A 21,274-nucleotide genomic window follows, 5' to 3' on the forward strand; every position below is an offset into this window, starting at 1 on the left:
TTTTTTAATTAATTCTAATATATCCGTTTCACTCTAATTGAGGCGGATATATCTGCATGGTCCAAAATATAATATTATAATAATTAAACTTATTATAATATTATATTTAAGTTATTTACATCTAGCTTATATTATGATTTGCAGTTTCATTTATATTAACAGTATTATTCTTACATTCATTATAGATAACCACCTACGTTAAATTTTAAGTAATTAAATTATTTTAATTTAATTACTTATTTTTGACAGGTTATTATAATGAATTCTTATTTTAAAGGTTTACTTATTTTATGTGCGATGACACTAACAGGTTGTGGTAGTGATGAAGTCTCGGATAATAAAAATAACAATATAGATACCGTTGTTCCGACTCCTGATTTTACTCCAGAGCAAGAGGTGACCGACCCAAATACTGATGTGCCTATAGAGCCAGATAATCCAGTTGTTCCTCAAGAACCAGACGACCCACTTGTTCCTGAAGAACCTGATGAGCCAGTTGTCCCCGAAGAGCCAGAACAAGAGTTAGTTAACTTTATTCGCCCCTGGGTAATAAATAGCGATCAAGATTATCTCAGTGAAAATAACGTAACATACAACATTGAAGCGTCACTTATACAAGTAGATGCTAACGTTACATATACAGAAAACTTTGAGCAATTGGATAATGATGGTAATAAAATTTATGGATTTGATGATATTACCTTTGAGTCAATCGGGCTCAATGAATATTTTATTACTAATAATACTCCCGACAAGATCTCTAAATTAGTGATTAGTTCTAGTAGCTATGAAACTCCGGTGTTATTAGTTCTAAATAACATGATATCACCATTTAGCCGAACTAGAGTGACATTCCAAGAAAATATATCTGACATAACACTAATAAACACAATGGCTATGTTTCTTCCGAGTATTACTTTATCTGGAGACGTTTCTGCCCAGCAAGGAACTCAATGTAGTAGTGTGTGCTTTAGTGAACCAAACGACCAACAAGCTGAAGTGTACGGGATTATAACTGGTAATCTGCACAAGGCCATGAACCATAAGAGCTTTTTGCCTGAAATGATCGATTTTTATCGAGAGGACTGGTGTGCGGCGAATGGGAGGAATTGTAATTCTGATATTGCCAATGTTTTCTATCTACGCCTGGGTTCTAAAGGGCATCAGTTAGGTCTAAAAGTATTGGCTGGTCCTTACTCTTCTGATGGAACCGGTTCGGGTGTGTTTCCATCTTTAGATGGCGTAACAACAAGTACTTCAGGTTGGGCTGCTATCTGGCGCAACTATATTACTGAAGGAGCTGCGAACTCAAGGCCTTATGCGAGTAGAACACAGGAAGGTTTGTTCCATGAAGTTGCGCATGGATACGGTTTCATCGACCCGTTTGGGATGACTGAAGACGGATTCTCCGTTCGTTACGGTTCTGATTTTATCGGAAGCGGCCAGTATTTTACTCCTAATGAAGTGGCAGAAGTCAGTGAACTGAAGCCATCGTCAATAGTGCCAATACTCGTTGAAGCAGGTAACAAGCGGATCAAATACAAGTTGATGAAGCTCGAGAGTAAGTATGATATTTCTACGGTTTATTCGCGAGTGATTACTGAGGAAAGACTGGTTCGTAAAGATAGATTCAGTGTGGAGAACAATGAGTTGTTTTATGAACTGGAGCTTGAAGAGCTTCCTCAAAAGGCGCTTGTCATTCAGTTTTATGATGATGCAACGGACAGAGTATCGACTACTCGAGAGTTTGCAAATTTCTATTACCAGAATGGCATCACTGCTGAAGGTAGTTCGTTAACTTTCTATGAACTACCAAGTCCAGCTACTCAAGGCGAGCTTTACGGCAATATCAATACTGTTTGTCAAACATATATACAGGGAAGTTTGGGGGCGACTAGGGCACAATATCAGACACTTTGGAGTGCTAATAACTTCAACCCAGACCAACTGAGAAGTACTTACTATGCTTCATCCGATATGATACTGGATACCAATATAGCCCAGTTGCAAGCACACTACCGTATCAATATGAAAGCGACCGACGCTTTCACAATGACAATTCCTGGTGGAACGTCGAATATGATTGATAGTTCTGATGGTGTTTTATGTGTTAAGTAATCAAATAAAGGCCCTTACTGAGTAAGGGCCTTTAAGTGTTTCTAGTGGTTATTCAATATTCTGGATCTGCTCGCGCATCTGCTCGATAAGTACTTTAAGTTCAACCCCAGAAGCGGTGATATCAGTACTGATTGATTTAGACGCCAGCGTGTTTGACTCACGGTTAAACTCTTGCATCATAAAGTCTAAACGACGGCCGCAAGCTCCGCCTTTCTTGAGGATGTTAGTCGCTTCTTTGACGTGCGAGTCTAGGCGGTCTAGCTCTTCAGCCACGTCAGATTTTTGCGCTAGTAGGATCAGCTCTTGCTCTACGCGTGATGAATCTAGCTCAATTTTTGCTTCTTCAAATTTTGAGAATAGGCGCTCACGTTGCCACTCTAAAATTTCAGGCATACGTGCACGCACTTTGACCACTTCTTCGGTGATTGCATCTAAACGCTGAACGATAAGCGCTTTCATGTTTTCGCCTTCACGGCCTCGAGCTTCAATAAATTCACTAACCGCTTCATCAAAGCCAGTTAGTAGATCCTTGTTAATCGCATCCATATCTTGCTCAGGTGTTTCCATCACACCTGGCCAGTTCATTACTTGGAAAGGGTTAAGGCGGCTCTCTTCACCAGTCATCTTCATCACTTGGTTCGCAGCATTGATTACCTGTTGTGCTAGTCCTTCATTGATGTTTAGCTCGCCCTTAGCTGCAGGGTTTGCTTCAAAGCGCAGAGCACACTCTACTTTGCCGCGCGCCAAGCGCTTACGAAAGCGCTCACGCAGTACAGGCTCTAAGCCACGAAACTGTTCTGGCAGGCGGAAGTAGGTTTCCAGATAGCGTTGGTTAACACTACGAATTTCCCATACTGCTGTGCCCCAATCGCCTTTCACTTCTTTACGTGCGTAGGCTGTCATACTGTAGATCATCGAATTTTCCTGTTTAATCATCTTTGAAAATAACGCGAGGCAATAGTAGCACAGATCCTAGCTGCGATAGGCGAGTGACTAGAGAATAACTCGCGGGTTGCGCTTCTCGTTACTCGAAACTAGGAGCTCGCGACTAACTATGCTATCATCCTGCTCCAACCAAAAACGTCTCCCCCTTCATATAAGGTAGATGCCCATGCGTCCAAACGATCGCAAGGCGGATCAAGTTCGCCCAATCAAAATTACTCGTAACTACACAGCTTATGCAGAAGGTTCTGTATTGGTTGAATTCGGCAATACAAAAGTACTTTGTAATGCGACCGTTGAAGAGAACGTTCCACGCTGGCTAAAAGGTCAGGGTAAAGGCTGGGTAACAGCTGAGTACGGTATGCTGCCGCGTTCGACACACTCGCGCATGCGTCGTGAAGCGGCAAGTGGCAAGCAAGGTGGACGTACAATGGAAATCCAACGTCTGATTGCTCGTAGCTTACGTGCAGTGGTTGATCTGGAAGCAATGGGCGAAATCATGGTGACTGTAGACTGTGATGTAATCCAAGCGGATGGCGGTACCCGTACTGCGTCTATCTCTGGTGCGAGCGTAGCGATGGCGGATGCATTCCAGCACTTAGTTGAGAAGGGCAAGCTAAAAGCGAATCCAATGAAAGGCCACGTAGCGGCGGTTTCTGTTGGCATCTTGGGTGAGGATATCCTTTGTGATCTTGAGTACACAGAAGACTCAGCAGCAGATACAGATATGAATGTGGTTATGACCGAAGATGGTCGTATGATCGAAGTTCAAGGCACGGCAGAGGGCGAACCGTTCACCCATGCAGAGCTGATGAAGTTGCTTGAGTCGGCAACCAAAGGTATTACCGAGATCGTAGCGGCGCAGAAGGCGGCGTTAGAAAATTGATTTAGATAGCTCCCATCACGGGGGCTATTTTTTTATCAAGATTTAGTTAAGGCTAAGTTTTGACCTGTTTATAAACCGTCTAGAAAACTAGACCTTTTATTTAGAGAGAAAGTAATGAAAGCATACCAGCGTGAATTTATTGAGTTTGCATTAGAAAAGGAAGTACTGAAGTTTGGTGAGTTTACTCTGAAGTCCGGTCGTAAGAGCCCTTACTTCTTTAACGCTGGTCTTTTTAATACTGGTCGTGACTTAGCGCGTCTGGGTCGTTTCTACGCAGCTGCGCTAGCGGATTCTGGCATTGAGTTTGACGTACTATTTGGCCCTGCGTACAAAGGTATTCCAATTGCGACAACGACAGCAGTCGCGCTAGCGGACCACCACGATGTTGATACGCCATACTGCTTCAACCGTAAAGAAGCAAAAGATCACGGTGAGGGTGGCAATCTAGTCGGTAGCGCACTCGAAGGCCGTATTATGCTTGTAGATGATGTGATTACTGCCGGTACTGCAATTCGTGAGTCGATGGAGATCATTCAGGCAAACGGTGCTGACCTTGCGGGTGTTCTTGTGGCAATTGACCGTCAAGAAAAAGGTAAAGGTGAGTTGTCTGCGATTCAGGAAGTTGAGCGTGATTTTGGTTGTGCGATTATCTCTATCGTCAGCCTGACTGATCTGGTTACCTTCCTTGAAGAAAAAGGTACCGATGCCGAGCATCTGGAAGCAGTAAAAGCGTACCGTGCTGAGTACGGGATTTAGAGACTGATATTCGAGAGCGGCTTAAAGAACGCTACGCTTCGAGAACGGGCTCCGCCCTGCGAGATTCTAGAACGGACTTCGTCCTCCGAGAGGTTGAGGCTGGTAGAACGGTGAAAGAACCTTTAGTGCAAAGGTGTTGACAGGATTTGTTCCTAGAGAGAGATAATAAATCAGCTCTCCAGCGTAGCTAAACAAAAAGGGTTGACGTTTGTTCGTCAACCCTTAAATATTTTAGCCTGGTTAGCTACCATCGCCACGGTGTGAATTATCATAGATTTCACGACCATCTCGTTGGGTCTTAAGTAGAGATAAGTTCCACATATATTGCTCTGGGCGTGGGCGAACCAGATCCTCAATCGCTTGGTTCATGGCGCGAGCATCCGTCTCTTCATCACCTGTCGGGAAGTTCTCCAGAGCGGGAAGAATATGGACTTCATATTTACCAGTTTTGTCATTGTAAGCCGGTAGAATCGGTACGACCTTAGCTTTTGACAGACGAGCCATCTTACCGAAGCCCTTTAGTGTTGCTTTCTCTGTAGCAAAGAAAGGCACGAAGACTGAGTTAGCCGGACCAAAATCTTCATCTGGTAACCAGTAGCCCAGGTAGCCATCTTTGATAGAGCGAACAAACGGCTTTACCCCTGCTTCACGAGCAAAGATGCGACCACCATATTGCATGCGCTGTACCTGCATTAGCCAGTCGCCAATCGGGTTACGTTGCGGCTTCATAATGGTTGTTACTTTGTAGCCCTTAGCTGCCAGCATTACTGCTGGGTAGTCAACGGCCCAGGCATGTGGCGCGAGGATAATGACATTTTCACCAGCATCCAGGAGCGGCAGGATATTTTCCTCACCAATCATAACGCCACGGTTTTGGTTGTGCTTAGTCGAACGAACCAAAAATTCAGAGTAGCCTAATAGGTACTGAGCGGCTTTTACAAAAGTCTCTTCGAGGATCTCTTGGCGTTCTTGCTCTGATTTCTCAGGGAAGCAGTATTCTAAATTCACTCTCGCACGACGAACGACTCGGCCATTCTTTTTAACTGCAAAAACAGACAGTTTACGCGCAAGGGTGTCTCTCCAGCGATATGGCATAAAAGCAAAGAGTGCGGCGAAGAAAATACCTATCCATGTGCCCCAATGTTTTGGGTGGAGAAATGACCACTCAAAAGTCGGGTTATGCAGGTGTTTATCGATGCTGTTTTTTTCGTTGGTGCTCATTCAGCGACGCCTTTGTTATTTATAACGAGAGTTGGTCAGGGCATGGTCTGGTAGCGATTTATAGCGCTTGTGTAACCACATCCACTGTTCCGGTGCGCGCATGATAATCTCTTCTACGAATTTATTCATGTAGGCAGCGGCCCCAACTTCATCTTTTTTAGGGTAATCAGGCTCTATATCGCGATCGGCGATGATTTCATATTTCCCTTCAGCGTTTCTAAAACCAGAACCCGGTACGATGGCACACTTACTGGTGTATGCAAGAATGCTGGTTCCTGTTGTTGTACAGGCCTGTTCCACGGCAAAGAAAGGAACAAACACTGACTTGTTATGACCATAGTCTTGATCAGGTAAATAGAACAGACGATGGCCATCGCGCAACACGCGGATCATCTGCTTGATATCACGTCGATAAACCAACTGGTTACCATTGTGGCTGCGCCCACGGTATTGAATGAACTCATAGGCAGGGTTGCTGTGCGGGCGGTAAACGCCGAAGCCTTGAAGGCCAAGCACACCGAATGCACGAGCGGTAATCTCAAGGTTAAGTGCGTGAACACAGCAGAGCAGAGCGCCCTTACCTTCTTTATCGAGTCGTCTTAGTTGTTCGACATCTTTAGCAACCAAGATGCGTTTAAAGCGCCACGTAGGCCAGAACCAAGTGATACCCGTTTCAATCAGCGCCATACCCGTGTTCTTAAAGTTCTCTGTCACCATGTTGTCGATCTCTGACTCTGATAGGTCAGGGAAAGAGAGTTCCAGATTGCGTTTAGCGATATGAACACGTGATTTACCGACTCGCTTGCCAAGTAGTCCAATGCCACGGCCAATGCGGTATAGCACGGCATACGGGAGGATATTGACGATTAAGGCGAGTAATCCAAAGCCAAACCAGACACCCCAGTATTTCGGGTGCATTAGGGCGATAGAAAACTTAGGTTTTTCAACGGTGGTTCTGTTAGTCATAGCTATTACTTAATTTGTGCGCTCAGTAGCGCCCAGTATTCTTCGAAATTAGCGGTTGGCTGATATTTAAAGTCACTGCGAACAAATCGATTCAGGCTGCCTTCTACTTGACCTAGTAGCTGTGCGGCCAGAACTTTTTCATCGACTGGGAAAGATTTCCCTTCACGTAGCATACGTTCACGTAAAATCTGACGAATTGAGGTCTCGATTCGTTCAAATAGCTGGTTGATACGATCGCGCAGGCGCTCGTTTTCAAACATTAGTGCGTGACCTGACAGGATACGGCTCAAGCCTGGGTTACGCTCAGCAAAGGCTAAGATTAACTGCAATACTAGGCGAATTCGCGTCAGAGTGTCTTTCTCTTCATCGAGAATACGGTTAATACGTGACATAAGAGACTCTTCGATAAACTCGATTAAGCCTTCAAACATCCGAGCTTTACTTGGAAAGTGTCGATATAGCGCGGCTTCTGAAACGCCAACTTGTTTAGCGAGTTTTGCGGTTGTAATACGTGAAGCACCTTCGTTGGACTCCAGCATTTCAGCCAATGCTTGCAAAATTTCATCTCGGCGGTTGGTTTTTCGTGTTCCGGCCATGAAGCTTTCCTTATTGTTACCATTCTGAATAAAAAGGGTTTGAGCAGCGTAGTACTCAAACCTGACAACCTATGACATATCCTTTTGTCGCGGTGTTCTATCCTCAGTGAGGGTAGAGTGCGCTTTAAGCGTCGAGTTTTTCCGCGACAGTCATAATAATTTGGTGCGCTATTTGTTGTTTTGATGCAAGGGTAAGTGATTGCTTACCATCGTGCCAGTATACGGTGATTGCGTTGTCGTTGCTATTAAAGCCTTGACCTTCAACCGAGACATCATTGGCACAAATTAAATCCAGTTTCTTTTTGACCAGCTTGCCTCGAGCGTAAGTCTCCACGTCTTGAGTCTCAGCAGCAAAACCGACTGTAAAGGGTCTGTTTTCCGTCAGAGCTGCGACAGAGGCGATGATGTCCGGGTTCTTAACCATGCTGATAGTCATTTGGTCGCTATCATCGGTTTTCTTAATTTTTTGCTCTGCAACAGTCGCTGGTCGGTAATCTGCTACGGCAGCGCAGCCAATAAATACATCGTTTGTTGTTGCATGCTGCATGGCTGCGTCATACATACTCTGTGCGCTGTCTACATCAATACGCTCAACGCCAGCAGGGGTTGCCAGAGAAACCGGACCTGCAATCAATGTGACTTTAGCGCCAAGTTTATTCGCCGCTTCAGCTAAGGCAAAGCCCATTTTTCCTGAGCTGTGATTTGAGATATAGCGGACAGGATCAATTGCCTCGCGAGTTGGTCCCGCTGTAATGACAACGGATTGGCCTTTTAGAGGTTTATCTGCGAAAAACTGCTCGCACAGCTCAACCAGCTGCATTGGTTCTAGCATTCGGCCAGGACCAACATCGCCACAAGCTTGTTCACCTGCAGCAGGGCCCCAGATGTGCATACCACGGCGTTCTAGCGTGGCAATGTTCTCTTGAGTCGCGATGTTTCGGTACATCTGCTGGTTCATAGCCGGTGACACCGCGATTGGTGAATCAGTGGCTAATACCAAGGTTGTTAGCAGGTCATTACCCATACCTGCACTCATGCGTGCGATGAGATCTGCGGTTGCTGGTGCAAGGAGAACCAAGTCGGCCCACTTAGCTAACTCAATATGACCCATTGAGGCTTCTGCCGCTGGATCGAGCAGACTATCAGAGACCGGTCTGCCAGAGACTGCCTGCATTGTAAGTGGGGTGATGAACTCTTTTGCAGCGTTAGTCATAACGACCTGAACTTGTGCACCACGTTCAATTAATCGGCGTGTTAGTTCGGCACATTTATAAGCAGCGATACCACCACTAATACCTAAAAGGATCTTTTTGCCTGCGAGTGTTTGCATGATGATCTTCCTTAAAATTTCTGCCCGTAAGATACCATGGTGAACAATTGTGTGCCTAGAGTCGCCATCTGAGTTATTGAATTTGGAACATGATGGTTATCAAAATATGCCCTACTAAAGACAACTTAATTGTTACTAATAGATGCCAATTTGTTCTCGGTTCTCCCTATCGAACCTCTAGCTCAGCGATAGTTTTGATTAATCTGGCCGTAATAGGTCGATAGAGATGAAGGAGCGATAAATGAAAGCAATACCTAAAGCATCGATGCCACGAGAGAAGTTGCTCTCACATGGACCACAAGCGCTTACCGATGCGGAATTGCTGGCGATATTTCTCCGGACTGGCACTCACGGAATGAATGTCTTAGCCCTATCAGACCACCTAATTAGCGAATTTGGCTCATTACGTAGTCTGTTTTCTGCCAACCTCGAACAGTTTTGCCGCTATAAAGGCTTAGGTGTGGCTAAATATGTTCAACTGCAAGCTGTCCTCGAGATGACCCAGCGTTATTTAGCAGAGTCTCTACAGCGTGGCGAGGCTTTGACCAGCCCTCAGCAGACAAAGTTGTATCTTTCTGGCTTACTCAGAGATAAACAAAGAGAGGAGTTCTACGTTCTTTTCTTAGATAACCAGCATCGGGTGATTTGTGGCGAGCCACTATTTCAAGGCACGATAGATGCCGCTTCCGTCTACCCTAGGGAAGTAGTCAAACGAGCTTTAGAGCATAACGCGGCCGCTTTAATTCTGGCGCACAATCATCCTTCAGGTATTGCAGAACCGAGCCAGAGTGACCGTAGGATAACGCGCAGAATCATAGACGCGTTGGATCTCGTCGATATTCGAGTGCTTGACCACTTTGTTGTTGGCGATGGGGAAATTGTTTCTTTCGCGGAACGTGGCTGGATATAGTTTAGTTTCGAGGGCGGCTGGTGGATCGATTAGATAGGTAGATAAGCCGATTGCGAGGTTGATTAGCAGTAAATCTACAACTGTTAAGTCACTAAAATCTTTCTAGGAACCAGGCATTAGAATCTAGAAACGACTATTTTCTGTGATTTTGTTTAAGTTTTGGTTGTGGGAACGTCGATTTCTGCTACAATCGCCCGACATTTTTTAGCACATAAATCAGCTCTGCCTAAAAAAGATCAGGAAAACCTGTAAAAAGGATCTGTTCGGGTCTTGAGCAATGCTACTCAAGTTAGTATAATGCGCGACCTTTGATAGCCTTGTATGGGTTTCCATAGCGGTATAAGACCTCAAACTTCTAATTTAGAAACTGAGAGGTTCGGCCACCAAGGTTGATATCGAGCTGAAACGATTTTGGAGAAGACATTCATGTCACGAGTATGCCAAGTAACTGGTAAGCGTCCAGTAACGGGTAACAACCGTTCACACGCACGCAATGCTACTAAGCGTCGTTTTCTGCCGAACCTACAAACTCATCGTTTCTGGGTAGAGAGCGAAAAACGTTTTGTTAAACTACGTCTATCTGCTAAAGGTATGCGTATCATCGACAAGAAAGGCATCGATGCTGTTCTTGCTGATATCCGTGCAAACGGCGAAAACGTTTAAGAGGAAATAGACAATGGCAAAGAAAGGCGTACGTGAGAAAATCCGTCTAGTATCTTCTGCAGGTACTGGTCACTTCTACACGACTGATAAGAACAAGCGTAACATGCCAGGCAAATTTGAGATCAAGAAATTTGATCCAGTAGTTCGCCAGCACGTTATGTACAAAGAAGCTAAAATCAAGTAATTGATTCTTCTTTGAACTTCCTTCGGGAAGCGTGAATTGAAACCCAATCATAGCAATATGGTTGGGTTTTTTATTGCGTGAAGATCCAGAGCGGGCTGCGCCCATAGAGAACGCTGCGCTTCGAGAACGGGCTCCGCCCTGCGAGATTCTAGAACGGACTTCGTCCTCTGAGAGGTTGGGGCTGGTAGAACGGTGAAAGAACCTTTAGTGAAAAGGTGTTGACAGGAGTTGTCCCTACGAAGAGATAATAAGTTCGTCTCTCGTCTCTCGTCTCTCGTCTCTCGTCTCTCGTCTCTCGTCTCTCGTCTCTCGTCTCTCGTCTCTCGTCTCTCGTCTCTCGTCTCTCGTCTCTCGTCTCTTTTTCTGCTATTTTTTAGTAAGTTAATAGCCGTGAAGAATTGAATCATGCGAGTCTCTCCAAAACGCCGTAGACGTTGGAACAACATACTAATACTGGGCATCATAGCTTTTATTGGTCTGCTTAACCTGCCGACGTTGATCAAAACCTATCTGATTGATGAGCCTGTCGTTGAAAGCCAGTACCCATATCTGCTCAATCCCAATGCAGAGTTACAAGCGTTGCACTTCTCAAGTTGGTCTCTGGAGAAGAATCAAGGTCGCTGGCGTAGTACTATTCCAACATCCATATCGGAACAAGAGCTTGCTGAGCGTTGGCAGGGTTTGGTCGGAACTGAAGTGACTCAAGCAAACTTCGATAGTTTGAAACCCCAGTTAACATCTCCTCAATCGATTGAGGCTTGGTATATCGATCAGGAAGAGCCGCAAAGGATCACCTACTATCAAACTCCACAGTTTTGGTTGTTGAAAAATTGGCAGGACAAGTGGATAGCGATCTCGGTGGAAAGTGCGTATCTTGTTCCGAGCGAGTTTTAATCACCTTGATTTGCTGTGTTCCCCAAAAAACAATCTACAGAAACTCGAAACTCGAAACTCGAAACTCGAAACTCGAAACTCGAAACTCGAAACTCGAAACTCGAAACTCGGAACCGTACATGCCTGAATTACCTGAAGTTGAAGTAAGCCGAATGGGAATTACTCCCCATCTAGTCGGTGAAACTGTTGCCAAAATTACTTTTCGTACGCCAAAGTTGCGCTGGGATATTCCTGCAGAGCTAAAGCAGATGGAAGGGCAGGTGATTCGCAATATCTCTCGCCGTGCCAAATACCTACTTATTGAGACCGATATCGGTAGCGCTATTGTCCACTTGGGTATGTCAGGCTCGTTGCGGGTACTTGATGCTGAGATCGCTCCGGCTAAGCATGATCATGTTGATCTCAAGCTAACCAATGGCAAGGTGCTACGTTACAACGATCCACGACGTTTTGGTGCCTGGCTATGGACCGAAGATGGTACGCATGCTGCACTAGGTACCATGGGGCCTGAACCACTGACCGATGAGTTTAATCCCGACTATATTACTGAAAAAGCGAAAGGTAAACGTGTTGCGGTAAAGCAATTCATTATGGACAACAAAGTGGTTGTCGGTGTGGGTAATATCTACGCCAATGAGTCCTTGTTTAGTGCGCGCATCCACCCAACCCGACCAGCAGGTAAGCTGACTCATAAAGAGTGGGCTTTACTAGTCGATGAGATTAAACAGGTACTGACGACTGCCATTAAGCAGGGTGGAACAACCCTTAAGGATTTCTCCCAAGCCGATGGTAAACCTGGATACTTTGCTCAAGAGCTTCTGGTTTATGGCAAAGCAGGAGAGCCTTGCCCAAACTGCGGAGAGCCCCTTGAAGAGCAGAAAATTGGCCAGCGAAATACGTTTTTTTGTGCTGAGTGTCAGTTATAAAAAATTGAACCTTGGTTAATTTTTAATGACTGGCAGTTACGCGTCCTAGTCGTTACAATCTGTGCAATTAAGTGTATTTGAGAATTATTAGATGAAGTATTTAGTAACAGGCGCAGCCGGCTTTATTGGCTCTGCGGTAGCGGAAAGGCTATGTGAAGCGGGTCATTATGTCGTGGGTCTCGATAATCTTAACGACTACTACCAAGTATCGCTGAAGCATGACAGATTAGAACGTATAGAGCATGAGAATTTTAAGTTTGTAGAAATGGATCTTGCCGATCGTGACGGTATTGCAAATCTGTTTAGTGATGAAAAATTCGATCGTGTAATTCACTTAGCTGCTCAAGCAGGGGTTCGTTACTCTATCGATAATCCAATGTCATACGCTGACAGTAACTTAGTTGGTCATCTTACTATTTTAGAAGGGTGTCGCCATAATAAGGTTGAGCATCTTGTTTATGCCTCATCTAGTTCAGTATATGGTCTCAATCAAAAAATGCCTTTTAGTACCTCGGACTCGGTAGACCATCCAATTTCACTTTATGCCGCGACCAAAAAGTCCAATGAGTTAATGGCACACACCTATTCTCACCTCTACGGTGTTCCAACTACTGGGCTTCGATTCTTTACAGTTTATGGGCCTTGGGGTCGTCCTGATATGGCTCTATTCAAGTTTACCAAGGCGATCGTGAATGGAGAGACAATCGACGTTTATAACAACGGTGATATGCGTCGAGACTTCACCTATATTGATGATATTGTTGAAGGTATTATTCGTATTCAAGATGTAGTTCCAGCTAAAACAACTGATTGGTCGGTGGAATCAGGTTCGCCAGCAACAAGCTCTGCTCCATACAAGGTGTTTAACATCGGTCATGGTAGTCCAGTTAAGTTGATGGACTTTATTGAATCTCTAGAAACCTCTCTGGGTATAGAAGCTAAGAAGAACTTTATGCCAATGCAACCAGGGGATGTATATGCGACATACGCGGAAACAGAAGACCTGTTTGATGCAACTGGCTATACCCCAAAAGTAAAAGTGCAGGAAGGTGTTCAGGCTTTTGTAGAGTGGTACAGAGACTACTACAAGGTATAGAAATGGCGAGGGTATATCCTCGCCTTTTTTATACGTGAGCTTTTTCTTTCAACGCCTCTGCCACAACTTGTGGGACAAAGTTAGTCACGTCGCCGCCGTGAATGGCTACTTCGCGCACTATGGTTGAAGAGATAAACGCGTGCTCTTCTGCCGGCGTCAGGAAAACACTTTCCAGACCTGGCATGAGGCGACGATACATGTTGGTCAGACCGAATTCGTATTCAAAGTCGACCGTGGTGCGTAGGCCACGAATAAGCACATTGGCTTGTTCCTGTTTTGCGAAGTCGACCATCAATCCAGAGAAGCCCTTTGATGTAACATTATCAAGATGTTTAGTCACTTCCTGAGCAAAATGTACTCGCTCATCCAGTGTGAACATGGTGTTTTTACTTGGGCTGGCTGCAACTGCAATGATGACTTCATCAAACATATCGGCAGCGCGCTCGATAAGGTCTAAATGTCCGTTTGTAATAGGATCAAAAGTGCCCGGATAAATCACTCGGGACAGGCGTTTTTGGCTCACGATTAAGATACTCAATTCATTCCATCTGTTTCAATATTAACAAAAAGGCTCACAATTACCCACTGAAGCCGCTATCATTGGGGCAAATTAGACAATTGGATGGGACGATGAAAAAGATACTGGTTGTGCGTAACGATAAGATTGGTGACTTCATGCTGGCTTGGCCAAGCTTTGCTATGTTGAAAGCCTCGCTGCCAGATTGTCATATTACCGCCTTAGTTCCGAACTACACTGTCGCACTCGCTAACCTATGTCCCTGGATTGATAGTGTACTGGTCGATCCAACAGAAAAGAGCGACAAAGCCAAACAGTCTGAGTTAGTTAATCAGATTCGCGCCGAGCAATTTGATGCTTCTATCAACCTATTCTCAACCACTTACAACGCTAAACTGGCTTGGAAGGGTAAAATCCCTTACCGATTAGCTCCAGCGACTAAGCTGGCGCAGATTTTTTATAATAAGCGTATTAAACAAAAACGTTCACAGTCTGCTAAGCCTGAATTTGAATATAACCTCGACCTTATTCGTGCTTTCCTGACCGACAATAATGTGAAAGTTGTCGAACCTTCTGCACCTTATCTTTCGTTTAGTGATCAACAGCTCGTTGAGCAAAAAGCGAAGCTGGCGCAGCAATTGAGTTTAAATAACGATAAGCCTTGGGTTTATGTTCATGCTGGCAGTGGTGGTAGTGCGAATAACTTGTCACTGCAGCAATATACGCAGCTTGTATGTGGCCTGGAGGGGGACTTTGAGGTGGTACTGACCGCGGGCCCTGGAGAAGAGCAGAAAGCTGCTGAGTTACAAACACTGATGGCAGAGAGTGGCCGTAGTGCTGTGCTTTACGATAAAAATGATGGCTTAGTGGACTTCTCTTGCTCGATTGCCTGTGCAGATATGTTTATTGCTGGCTCTACCGGTCCACTGCATATAGCAGCTGCGATTGATGTCCCTACTGTTGGCTTCTTCCCAAGTAAACGCTCTGCGACGCCTCTGCGCTGGAAACCAATCAATTCTGAAGGTAATCATATTGCTTTTTGTCCACCGAAAGCGGATGACAAGGCAAGTCAGGAAGATATGACTCGTATTGAGATTGATCTGGTGTTAGCCAAGCTTCAACCTTGGGCACAAAAAGTATTGAAATAACAAAGGGCTCTATCGAGCCCATTTTTATTTCCTAAGAATTTAGCTTACTGCTTATAGTGTGGATCGTTATCGCGCGCCCACAGATCCGCATACTTAACGAAAGTAGAGTGCGCAGAAAGCACAGCAATAAGGAATCCTTGTTTACCATCCAAAAATCCGCGCTTAAGTAGGTACATTTTCAGGAAACAGCCCAGCGCATGAATAATCCCTTGTGAAAGAGATGCTTTCTTACCGCGAGCCTGACGTTGGTCCGCCCAGGCTTTGGCGTAACCTGCCGATTTAACCAAATAGTGGTTCAGGTTTTGGTATGAGTAATGGAGGATATCGCCATCCAGCTCAGCTACCTGACAGCCCGAAGGAATGATCACTGATTCGTGTACCAGGTTGTCATTGTACTTAGTCAGTTTATTTGGGTAGAGGCGTACGTGACGGTAATACCATCCAGAGTGCTTAAGGAAACGACCAAATACCCACGTAAGTTCATTCAAGTTATAAACAGTGTTTTCCGGCGGATTTTCCAACATCGTGAGGATGTTTTCACGCAACGTATCGTCAATACGTTCATCAGCGTCGACGGCCAATATCCAGTCACTTGTGGCGTAGCTTTGTGCTAACTGTTTTTGCTTACCAAATCCTGGCCACTCTGCATTGACATAGAAGTGTTCGGTATACTCTTTGGCGATGGTTTCCGTATTGTCGGTACTACCTGAGTCAACGATGATGATTTCATCGACCCAGCGCAAGCTTTCCAGACAGTCTCGAAGACTATCCTGTTCATTTTTAGTGATGATAACAGCGGCGATGCTGGCTCTTTTCTGGCTGGTTTGATTCATAATAATGACTCTTTTTCGCAGACCAAGTCGAACATGGTAATGACTTGATCAGAAGTAATTCTGTCCATGGCTTGCTTGTCTTTAACTCGAGAGCGCCAACTTAACTGCTCAATTGATTGGCCTGTCTGCTCTTCGATAGCTTGTTGCCAGACGCTAACGACATAGTCGAGGTATTGATAAGGACCGGTTCGTTGTGGATTGTGGTGAGCGTACAAACCAATGACTGGCGTGTTCATCGCATTAGCCATATGGGCAGGGCCTGTATCAGGGGCGATCACCAGGTCACACTTGTCTAATAACGCCAGCATCTGCATCAGAGAACTTTGCCCAACAAGGTTGGTGATTTTACCCTGACACAATTGTACTACCTGCTGCGCTAAGTCTGTCTCAACTTTGGCTGGGCTGCCCGCCATGATAATGTTCCAACCCTTGCTTTGAGCATGTTGGATAAGCTCACTGTACCCAGTGGCATGCCAGTTTTTATAAGACTTGCTGGCGCCGGGTACTAGAACCAAGTTACGGTTACTGGCATCTAAGTGATTATTTGCCCAGCTTGCGTCTTGCTCTGTATACCTTAACTGCCATTTTGGCGTTATGTCCTCGATGCCGATCTGGCTGGCAAAAGCCATTAAACCGTCGAGAACATGGGGTTTGTCTGGCGAAGGAACTTTTACATTAGTGAACAGGGTTTGGAAATCCTGACTACGTTTCGCATCAAAGCCTAGTTTGTACCTCGCTTTGATACCTAATGTCGCGATACTTGCTCTAAAGGCATACTGCATGTGTAGTAGCGCATCGAAGCGACGACCTTTTAGTTTCGCCCAAAGTTGTTGGTAGGCGCGCCAGCCCTGCTTTTTATCAAAAACAATCAGTTCGACTCCGTCGATACTCTCTAGCAGTTTCGCTTCTAACGCTCCTGTTATCCAGGTGATTTTTGTTGTTGGCCACTGTTTTTGAATGGCCTGAACTGTCGCGATGGTATTACATACATCACCAATTGCGGAAAGGCGCAAGATGCACAGGGATTGTGGAGCGGTATCAAAAAGGGCCATGGTGTCGAGTAACTTATTGTTAGTGATATCGAATTATGCAGAGCTAACGAATAAATGTAAAATAGAACCGATTTCCGCCAATTTTAGGGCCATGTTGCTAAGTAGAATGAAAACAGTCACCCATAACAACCAAACGTTTTGGTATGATGAACAGCTATTGAAAGAGCCTGTAGAAAAGGTCTTCGATGCTCAGTATTGGCAAGACGCGGGCAAAGTAATTGGCAGCGCGACTGGCCGAGGAACGACTTGGTTCGTGCAGACAGAGACTCTTGCTGCTGCGTTACGTCATTACCGTCGTGGTGGTCTGTTTGGCAAATTGGTCGCAGATAGCTACTGGTTTACCGGCTGGGAGAAGACTCGTAGTTTTCAGGAATTTCAGCTACTGCAGCAACTGAAAGAGTCAGGCGTCAATGTCCCAAGACCGATAGCCGCATGTGCGGTCCGTAATGGTCTGACGTACCGAGCCGATTTACTTAGTGAAAAAGTATCTAACGCTCGCGATTTAGTGGCGATCTTGCAAGAAACACCATTAAGTACAGAAATGTACCAAAAGATTGGTCAGGAAATCAGAAAAATGCATGATGCCCAAGTCAATCACACTGACCTCAACATCCATAATATTCTGATTGATGACCAGCAGCAGGTTTGGATCATCGATTTTGATAAGTGTTACCAGCAACCCGGCGAAGGTTGGAAGCAAGGGAACCTGGACAGATTGAAGCGATCTTTTGTGAAAGAAGTGGGTAAGCGTAATATCAAGTTTAATGAAAGAGAGTTTGAGACTCTCCATAACCACTATTTAGGTGAAAATTGATGAGATTTATCATCAGTAAACTACAGTTATTTAGAGATATTGTTCGTCGTGAACTTGGACGATTACTACTGGATAGAAATAAGCCTGTACCGAATGATATCCATCAATCTCAAAGCATTTTGTTTTTACGCAATGATGCGAAGCTTGGAGATGCAATTGTATCATCCGCTGTAATCAAGAAGATTCGCAAGTATCGCCCGGATATTCGAATTAAAGTGTTAACAACTGAGTCAATGGCCCCCTTGTTTAAGGAACACTTTGGCGTCGATGATGTCTACATCATGAGTAAGCGCCCTTCTTATTCTGAGATGAGGGCGGTATGTCGACAGGTTGGTGATATTGATATCGTTTGGACTTTAAACCGAGCGATGAAAATGAAAGATATCTACTTTTTAAAACACCTGCGTTCTAAGTTTAATGTAGGTATTGATAACAAAGTTAAGCTAATTAATGTCAATATTGAACAGCAAACGTCTGGAAAGCACTTTGCTCACAAGTTCGATTATTTGGCGACACTGCTAAGAATTGACAAGCCTCAAGAGAGCTATATGGTACCGTTGGTAGATGAGTCTTTAGCTCATGCCAAAAAAATCTTGGATAGTCGGAAGATTGAAAAGTACATTCTATTTAATCCTTTTGGTAGCGGAAGTGAGCGAAAGCTCAACGAAACGAATATTCGCAAAGTTGTCACAACTCTAGCGGACGCTTATCCGGATCGAAAAGTGGTTGTTTTGTCGTCTCCGGAAACGAAAAACATGCTAGACGACATGAATATAGATTGCTCCAACTATGTTCATTTTGACCAGAGTCGATCGATTTATGATGCTATTGCAGCTGTGTATTATGCGGACGGTGTTGTTAGCGTAGATACATCAATAGTCCATATAGCCTCAGGCTTGGGTAAAGCTCAAGTAGCGATTTACCGTGATGATGAAGAAAATTACAACCACTGGAACCCTTGCTCTAAGCACGCTAAAAGCTTGATAGTCAAAGGCGCAGTAAACAATCTTTCGATAAAAGAATTCAGTTTAGTAGTATCGAAGATTGATAAGTACATGAACATAAATAATGATGCAGATAACCTCGCATAGGAAACGTAAATGTTAAACGTAGTTTACTCCACAACTCGACAGTGGAACCCAGGAGATGAATTCATTCTAATGGGTAGCCAATTTTTGATGGAAAAGGTAATAGGAAAGCACAACCCTATAATTTTTAACCGTAACCCACAGACTCGCCGTGCAAGAAAGTACGACTTGATTAAAGCCGTAGACAACACGTTGGGCAAAGATTTTGTTGAGAAGTTTTTGGATAACTCTGTCAAAGATCGACCTGAAATGGATTATGCTGACTTAGTTGTCTTTGCAGGATCTCCTGAGTGGCGAGGTAAACGAGTTCAGAAGTTGTACGATTCAATCGTGAGCTATAAAGTGCCAACCGTCTTTATGGGGTTGGGTACAAGTGGCGAATTTGAGTTTAACAGTGAACACTTTTCAGAAAATGAAATCTCAGTGTTTAAAGCGGCAAAATTGGTTACATGTCGTGATGAAGTTTGTTTTAAAGGGTTGCAGTCGGCAGGCGCTCATCAACTTCCTTGTCCGGCACTATTTTCTAGTCCAACATACCGTAAAGTAAATAAAGTCAAGAAAATTGGCATTCTTTATGGTACTAGCAGTGCAGTTGCATCGAACAATGTTTCTGACAGTACCTACCAGTTTATGATGCGCAGCTACAAGAAGGTTCTTGAGAAATACTCTGGTGAGTATGACATTGAATTTGTTGCGCACTACATTGATGAGTTGTCGGACTTTAAGAAAGACTTCCCAGATCAGGTATTACGTTACTCTTTTGATTCAAAGGATTATAGAGATATCTTTGCTGAATACGATTTGATAATTGGCCACCGCGTTCATGGTATCGGTATGTGTGCTTCTATGGGAACGCCTGGTATCATGATTGCACATGACCCTCGAGCTGGCACAGTAAAAGGCTTTTTAGCGGACATGATCTCGATAGATGCATCGACGGAAGAGTTTATGGAGAAAGTCGAGAGTGCAATCGAGAATATCGAACAGCGTAGTGAAGAGCTAATTAAACACCGACACGCGACACAAGAGAAATATCTGGCTCTGCTTGAGCCAGCACTAAAAGGTCTAAAATAGGTTTTCTAAAGGAGTTATTGAGCGATCAATAGCTCCTTTACTTTGAGCATATACAGAATATGCAGAATTACCTAGTGCGTTTGCTTTAGATGGTGAATTTATCAGATTAGTAACTTCTTCTGCTAGTTCATGTTTTGTACTTATTACAACCAGACCGTTAACGCTGGTTAACTGTTTCACTATTTCATCGAAGTTATAGTAACTTGGGCCAGTGATCGTTGGTTTTCTTAGGGCTGATGGTTCGATAACGTTGTGACCCCCAACTTTCTCACCAAGCAGACTTCCCCCCATAAAACAAATATCAGCGGCCTGAATCAGAGTTAGTAGCTCACCCATTGTATCTCCAAGATAAACTTGAGCTTCTGCAGTGTCATTACTTTGGGAAGAACGCCGTTCATAATGCATATTGAACTTATCGATCAATTCTCCTACAGCATCAAACCTTTCTGGGTGCCTTGGGACTAATATAAGTAGAGCGTTTGGCTGCAATTCGAGTATCGTTTTGTGAGCCGATAATACAATTTCATCCTCTCCTTTATGAGTGCTAGCAGCGACCCAAACTGGTCTATTTCCGATACTTTTTCTCAGTTTATTGCCTTGTTCTAAGGTGTGGTTAGAAACTGAGATATCGAACTTAATTGAGCCAGTGGTGGTAAGTTGGTCATTGCTAAAACCAAGCTTTGCAAATCTATTCATATCGCTGTCAAATTGACATAACAAATTAGAAATGCATGGAACGATTCTATTTGTATAGAAGGAATATCTTGCGTACTGTTCATACGACTTTTGCGATAGTCTAGCGTTAAGCACCGTGATAGGTATATTTGCGTTATGTACAATATGTAAGGTATTTAACCAAAGCTCAGTTTCGACGATTATAAGCTGGGATGGATTAATCCTATTTAAGAACCCTTTAACGGCGAAAGGGAAGTCAAGGGGCATATAGCGGTGTTCAACAAGACCTTCGAGTTTTCTCGCTTGTTCTGCCCCTGTAGAAGTTGTTGTGGTAAGTACGATCTTCTGGTGCGGATATTTCTCTTTCATTCGTTTGATAAAAGGTGTCACAGCGATGGTTTCACCTACGGATACGGCATGTATCCATAAGGGAGGATCAATGGATGTTAGTTTTGGAGAGAAGCCAAAATGTTCAACCCATCTATTTCCAAAGCTGGGCTTTCCCTTCTTTTTTTTGTAGAGACCAAACAATAAAAAAGGGGATAGCAAGGCTAAAATCAAAGTATAGAGAAATCTAATCATCTG

The 21,274-nt window shown here is 44.3% G+C and carries 22 protein-coding genes; 13 read left to right on the plus strand and 9 right to left on the minus strand.

All coding sequences use genetic code 11. From position 1 onward, the window contains the following. The first annotated feature begins 258 nt into the window (after positions 1–258). A complete protein-coding gene (locus tag RH46_RS20405; protein WP_006881425.1) occupies positions 259–2,118 on the plus strand; it encodes a hypothetical protein in 1,860 nt (619 codons plus the stop codon). 48 nt (positions 2,119–2,166) lie between these two features. Here RH46_RS20405 and RH46_RS20410 read toward each other — a convergent pair whose 3' ends face one another. Then, positions 2,167–3,033: a YicC/YloC family endoribonuclease gene (locus RH46_RS20410; RefSeq protein WP_006881426.1), complete on the minus strand. Its 867-nt coding sequence runs from the start codon at positions 3,031–3,033 to the stop codon at positions 2,167–2,169. Between the two features lie 196 nt (positions 3,034–3,229). Here RH46_RS20410 and rph point away from each other — a divergent pair, with 196 nt between their 5' ends. Together rph and pyrE are read left to right on the plus strand one after the other, a co-directional pair. Continuing rightward, a complete protein-coding gene (rph, locus tag RH46_RS20415) occupies positions 3,230–3,946 on the plus strand; it encodes a ribonuclease PH (RefSeq protein ID WP_004410877.1) in 717 nt (238 codons plus the stop codon). A 114-nt stretch (positions 3,947–4,060) separates the two neighbouring features. Further along, positions 4,061–4,702, plus strand: a complete 642-nt coding sequence (pyrE, locus tag RH46_RS20420) for an orotate phosphoribosyltransferase (protein ID WP_005472617.1) — start codon at positions 4,061–4,063, stop codon at positions 4,700–4,702. A 240-nt stretch (positions 4,703–4,942) separates the two neighbouring features. On the opposite strand, the gene lpxM is transcribed toward pyrE, so the two are convergent. The 4 genes from lpxM to coaBC form a co-directional block, all read right to left on the minus strand. Continuing rightward, complete coding sequence (gene lpxM, locus RH46_RS20425) at positions 4,943–5,923, minus strand: lauroyl-Kdo(2)-lipid IV(A) myristoyltransferase (RefSeq protein WP_006881427.1); 981 nt, start codon at positions 5,921–5,923, stop codon at positions 4,943–4,945. A gap of 15 nt (positions 5,924–5,938) precedes the next feature. After that, complete coding sequence (locus tag RH46_RS20430) at positions 5,939–6,889, minus strand: Kdo(2)-lipid IV(A) acyltransferase (protein ID WP_006881428.1); 951 nt, start codon at positions 6,887–6,889, stop codon at positions 5,939–5,941. Between the two features lie 5 nt (positions 6,890–6,894). Beyond that, entirely contained in the window at positions 6,895–7,485 is a 591-nt protein-coding gene (slmA, locus tag RH46_RS20435) for a nucleoid occlusion factor SlmA (protein ID WP_006881429.1), read from the minus strand. Between the two features lie 124 nt (positions 7,486–7,609). Further along, the gene (gene coaBC / locus RH46_RS20440) at positions 7,610–8,815 is read right to left on the minus strand and encodes a bifunctional phosphopantothenoylcysteine decarboxylase/phosphopantothenate--cysteine ligase CoaBC (protein ID WP_006881430.1); all 1,206 of its coding nucleotides are present in this window, start codon (positions 8,813–8,815) and stop codon (positions 7,610–7,612) included. Positions 8,816–9,056: 241 nt separating this feature from the next. Here coaBC and radC point away from each other — a divergent pair, with 241 nt between their 5' ends. The 6 genes from radC (at position 9,057) to RH46_RS20475 (ending at position 13,488) form a co-directional block, all read left to right on the plus strand. Then, the gene (gene radC / locus RH46_RS20445; RefSeq protein ID WP_006881431.1) at positions 9,057–9,725 is read left to right on the plus strand and encodes a RadC family protein; all 669 of its coding nucleotides are present in this window, start codon (positions 9,057–9,059) and stop codon (positions 9,723–9,725) included. 426 nt (positions 9,726–10,151) lie between these two features. Beyond that, complete coding sequence (rpmB, locus tag RH46_RS20450; RefSeq protein ID WP_006881432.1) at positions 10,152–10,388, plus strand: 50S ribosomal protein L28; 237 nt, start codon at positions 10,152–10,154, stop codon at positions 10,386–10,388. A gap of 13 nt (positions 10,389–10,401) precedes the next feature. Then, entirely contained in the window at positions 10,402–10,572 is a 171-nt protein-coding gene (gene rpmG, locus RH46_RS20455) for a 50S ribosomal protein L33 (RefSeq protein WP_004410866.1), read from the plus strand. Positions 10,573–10,977: 405 nt separating this feature from the next. Further along, a complete protein-coding gene (locus RH46_RS20465; protein ID WP_006881434.1) occupies positions 10,978–11,466 on the plus strand; it encodes a hypothetical protein in 489 nt (162 codons plus the stop codon). A gap of 119 nt (positions 11,467–11,585) precedes the next feature. Continuing rightward, complete coding sequence (gene mutM, locus RH46_RS20470) at positions 11,586–12,392, plus strand: bifunctional DNA-formamidopyrimidine glycosylase/DNA-(apurinic or apyrimidinic site) lyase (protein ID WP_006881435.1); 807 nt, start codon at positions 11,586–11,588, stop codon at positions 12,390–12,392. Positions 12,393–12,483: 91 nt separating this feature from the next. Further along, positions 12,484–13,488 carry an NAD-dependent epimerase gene (locus RH46_RS20475; RefSeq protein WP_006881436.1) on the plus strand — a complete coding sequence of 335 codons (1,005 nt, stop codon included), beginning with the start codon at positions 12,484–12,486 and terminating at the stop codon, positions 13,486–13,488. A 28-nt stretch (positions 13,489–13,516) separates the two neighbouring features. Here RH46_RS20475 and coaD read toward each other — a convergent pair whose 3' ends face one another. Further along, the gene (coaD, locus tag RH46_RS20480; protein WP_006881437.1) at positions 13,517–14,011 is read right to left on the minus strand and encodes a pantetheine-phosphate adenylyltransferase; all 495 of its coding nucleotides are present in this window, start codon (positions 14,009–14,011) and stop codon (positions 13,517–13,519) included. 107 nt (positions 14,012–14,118) lie between these two features. Here coaD and RH46_RS20485 point away from each other — a divergent pair, with 107 nt between their 5' ends. Then, positions 14,119–15,153 carry a glycosyltransferase family 9 protein gene (locus RH46_RS20485; protein WP_006881438.1) on the plus strand — a complete coding sequence of 345 codons (1,035 nt, stop codon included), beginning with the start codon at positions 14,119–14,121 and terminating at the stop codon, positions 15,151–15,153. Positions 15,154–15,197: 44 nt separating this feature from the next. On the opposite strand, the gene RH46_RS20490 is transcribed toward RH46_RS20485, so the two are convergent. After that, complete coding sequence (locus RH46_RS20490; RefSeq protein WP_006881439.1) at positions 15,198–15,986, minus strand: glycosyltransferase family 2 protein; 789 nt, start codon at positions 15,984–15,986, stop codon at positions 15,198–15,200. Further along, positions 15,983–17,038: a glycosyltransferase family 9 protein gene (locus RH46_RS20495; protein ID WP_006881440.1), complete on the minus strand. Its 1,056-nt coding sequence runs from the start codon at positions 17,036–17,038 to the stop codon at positions 15,983–15,985. Before RH46_RS20495 ends, RH46_RS20490 begins: the two co-directional genes overlap by 4 nt. 106 nt (positions 17,039–17,144) lie before the next feature. On the opposite strand from RH46_RS20495, the gene RH46_RS20500 reads away from it, so the two are divergent. Genes RH46_RS20500 through RH46_RS20510 form a run of 3 tightly spaced genes read left to right on the plus strand, consistent with a single transcriptional unit; the run spans position 17,145 to position 20,014 of the window. Next, positions 17,145–17,852, plus strand: a complete 708-nt coding sequence (locus RH46_RS20500; protein ID WP_006881441.1) for a 3-deoxy-D-manno-octulosonic acid kinase — start codon at positions 17,145–17,147, stop codon at positions 17,850–17,852. Then, positions 17,852–18,943, plus strand: a complete 1,092-nt coding sequence (locus tag RH46_RS20505) for a glycosyltransferase family 9 protein (RefSeq protein ID WP_006881442.1) — start codon at positions 17,852–17,854, stop codon at positions 18,941–18,943. Before RH46_RS20500 ends, RH46_RS20505 begins: the two co-directional genes overlap by 1 nt. Before the next feature lie 9 nt (positions 18,944–18,952). Further along, positions 18,953–20,014 (plus strand): polysaccharide pyruvyl transferase family protein, encoded by a 1,062-nt coding sequence (locus tag RH46_RS20510; RefSeq protein WP_006881443.1) that lies wholly within the window; start codon positions 18,953–18,955, stop codon positions 20,012–20,014. Here the strand turns inward: RH46_RS20510 and waaA are convergent. After that, on the minus strand, positions 20,006–21,271 hold the full coding sequence (gene waaA / locus RH46_RS20515; RefSeq protein WP_006881444.1) for a lipid IV(A) 3-deoxy-D-manno-octulosonic acid transferase: 1,266 nt from the start codon (positions 21,269–21,271) through the stop codon (positions 20,006–20,008). The genes RH46_RS20510 and waaA overlap by 9 nt on opposite strands. Positions 21,272–21,274 lie beyond the last annotated feature (3 nt).

Origin of the sequence: Vibrio brasiliensis LMG 20546, assembly GCF_000189255.1 — a bacterium.
In the GTDB taxonomy this organism is placed as follows: Bacteria; Pseudomonadota; Gammaproteobacteria; order Enterobacterales; family Vibrionaceae; genus Vibrio; species Vibrio brasiliensis.

Bases quoted from the DNA above. Each gene is read 5' to 3' on its own strand.
- rph (WP_004410877.1), top strand. From the start codon at position 3,230: ATGCGTCCAAACGATCGCAAGGCGGATCAAGTTCGCCCAATCAAAATT.
- RH46_RS20405 (WP_006881425.1), top strand. From the start codon at position 259: ATGAATTCTTATTTTAAAGGTTTACTTATTTTATGTGCGATGACACTA.
- waaA (WP_006881444.1), bottom strand. From the start codon at position 21,271: ATGATTAGATTTCTCTATACTTTGATTTTAGCCTTGCTATCCCCTTTT.
- RH46_RS20500 (WP_006881441.1), top strand. From the start codon at position 17,145: ATGAAAACAGTCACCCATAACAACCAAACGTTTTGGTATGATGAACAG.
- RH46_RS20410 (WP_006881426.1), bottom strand. From the start codon at position 3,033: ATGATCTACAGTATGACAGCCTACGCACGTAAAGAAGTGAAAGGCGAT.
- rpmG (WP_004410866.1), top strand. From the start codon at position 10,402: ATGGCAAAGAAAGGCGTACGTGAGAAAATCCGTCTAGTATCTTCTGCA.
- RH46_RS20490 (WP_006881439.1), bottom strand. From the start codon at position 15,986: ATGAATCAAACCAGCCAGAAAAGAGCCAGCATCGCCGCTGTTATCATC.
- RH46_RS20510 (WP_006881443.1), top strand. From the start codon at position 18,953: ATGTTAAACGTAGTTTACTCCACAACTCGACAGTGGAACCCAGGAGAT.
- RH46_RS20505 (WP_006881442.1), top strand. From the start codon at position 17,852: ATGAGATTTATCATCAGTAAACTACAGTTATTTAGAGATATTGTTCGT.
- mutM (WP_006881435.1), top strand. From the start codon at position 11,586: ATGCCTGAATTACCTGAAGTTGAAGTAAGCCGAATGGGAATTACTCCC.
- lpxM (WP_006881427.1), bottom strand. From the start codon at position 5,923: ATGAGCACCAACGAAAAAAACAGCATCGATAAACACCTGCATAACCCG.
- coaBC (WP_006881430.1), bottom strand. From the start codon at position 8,815: ATGCAAACACTCGCAGGCAAAAAGATCCTTTTAGGTATTAGTGGTGGT.
- rpmB (WP_006881432.1), top strand. From the start codon at position 10,152: ATGTCACGAGTATGCCAAGTAACTGGTAAGCGTCCAGTAACGGGTAAC.
- pyrE (WP_005472617.1), top strand. From the start codon at position 4,061: ATGAAAGCATACCAGCGTGAATTTATTGAGTTTGCATTAGAAAAGGAA.
- RH46_RS20495 (WP_006881440.1), bottom strand. From the start codon at position 17,038: ATGGCCCTTTTTGATACCGCTCCACAATCCCTGTGCATCTTGCGCCTT.
- RH46_RS20485 (WP_006881438.1), top strand. From the start codon at position 14,119: ATGAAAAAGATACTGGTTGTGCGTAACGATAAGATTGGTGACTTCATG.
- RH46_RS20465 (WP_006881434.1), top strand. From the start codon at position 10,978: ATGCGAGTCTCTCCAAAACGCCGTAGACGTTGGAACAACATACTAATA.
- RH46_RS20475 (WP_006881436.1), top strand. From the start codon at position 12,484: ATGAAGTATTTAGTAACAGGCGCAGCCGGCTTTATTGGCTCTGCGGTA.
- radC (WP_006881431.1), top strand. From the start codon at position 9,057: ATGAAAGCAATACCTAAAGCATCGATGCCACGAGAGAAGTTGCTCTCA.
- slmA (WP_006881429.1), bottom strand. From the start codon at position 7,485: ATGGCCGGAACACGAAAAACCAACCGCCGAGATGAAATTTTGCAAGCA.
- RH46_RS20430 (WP_006881428.1), bottom strand. From the start codon at position 6,889: ATGACTAACAGAACCACCGTTGAAAAACCTAAGTTTTCTATCGCCCTA.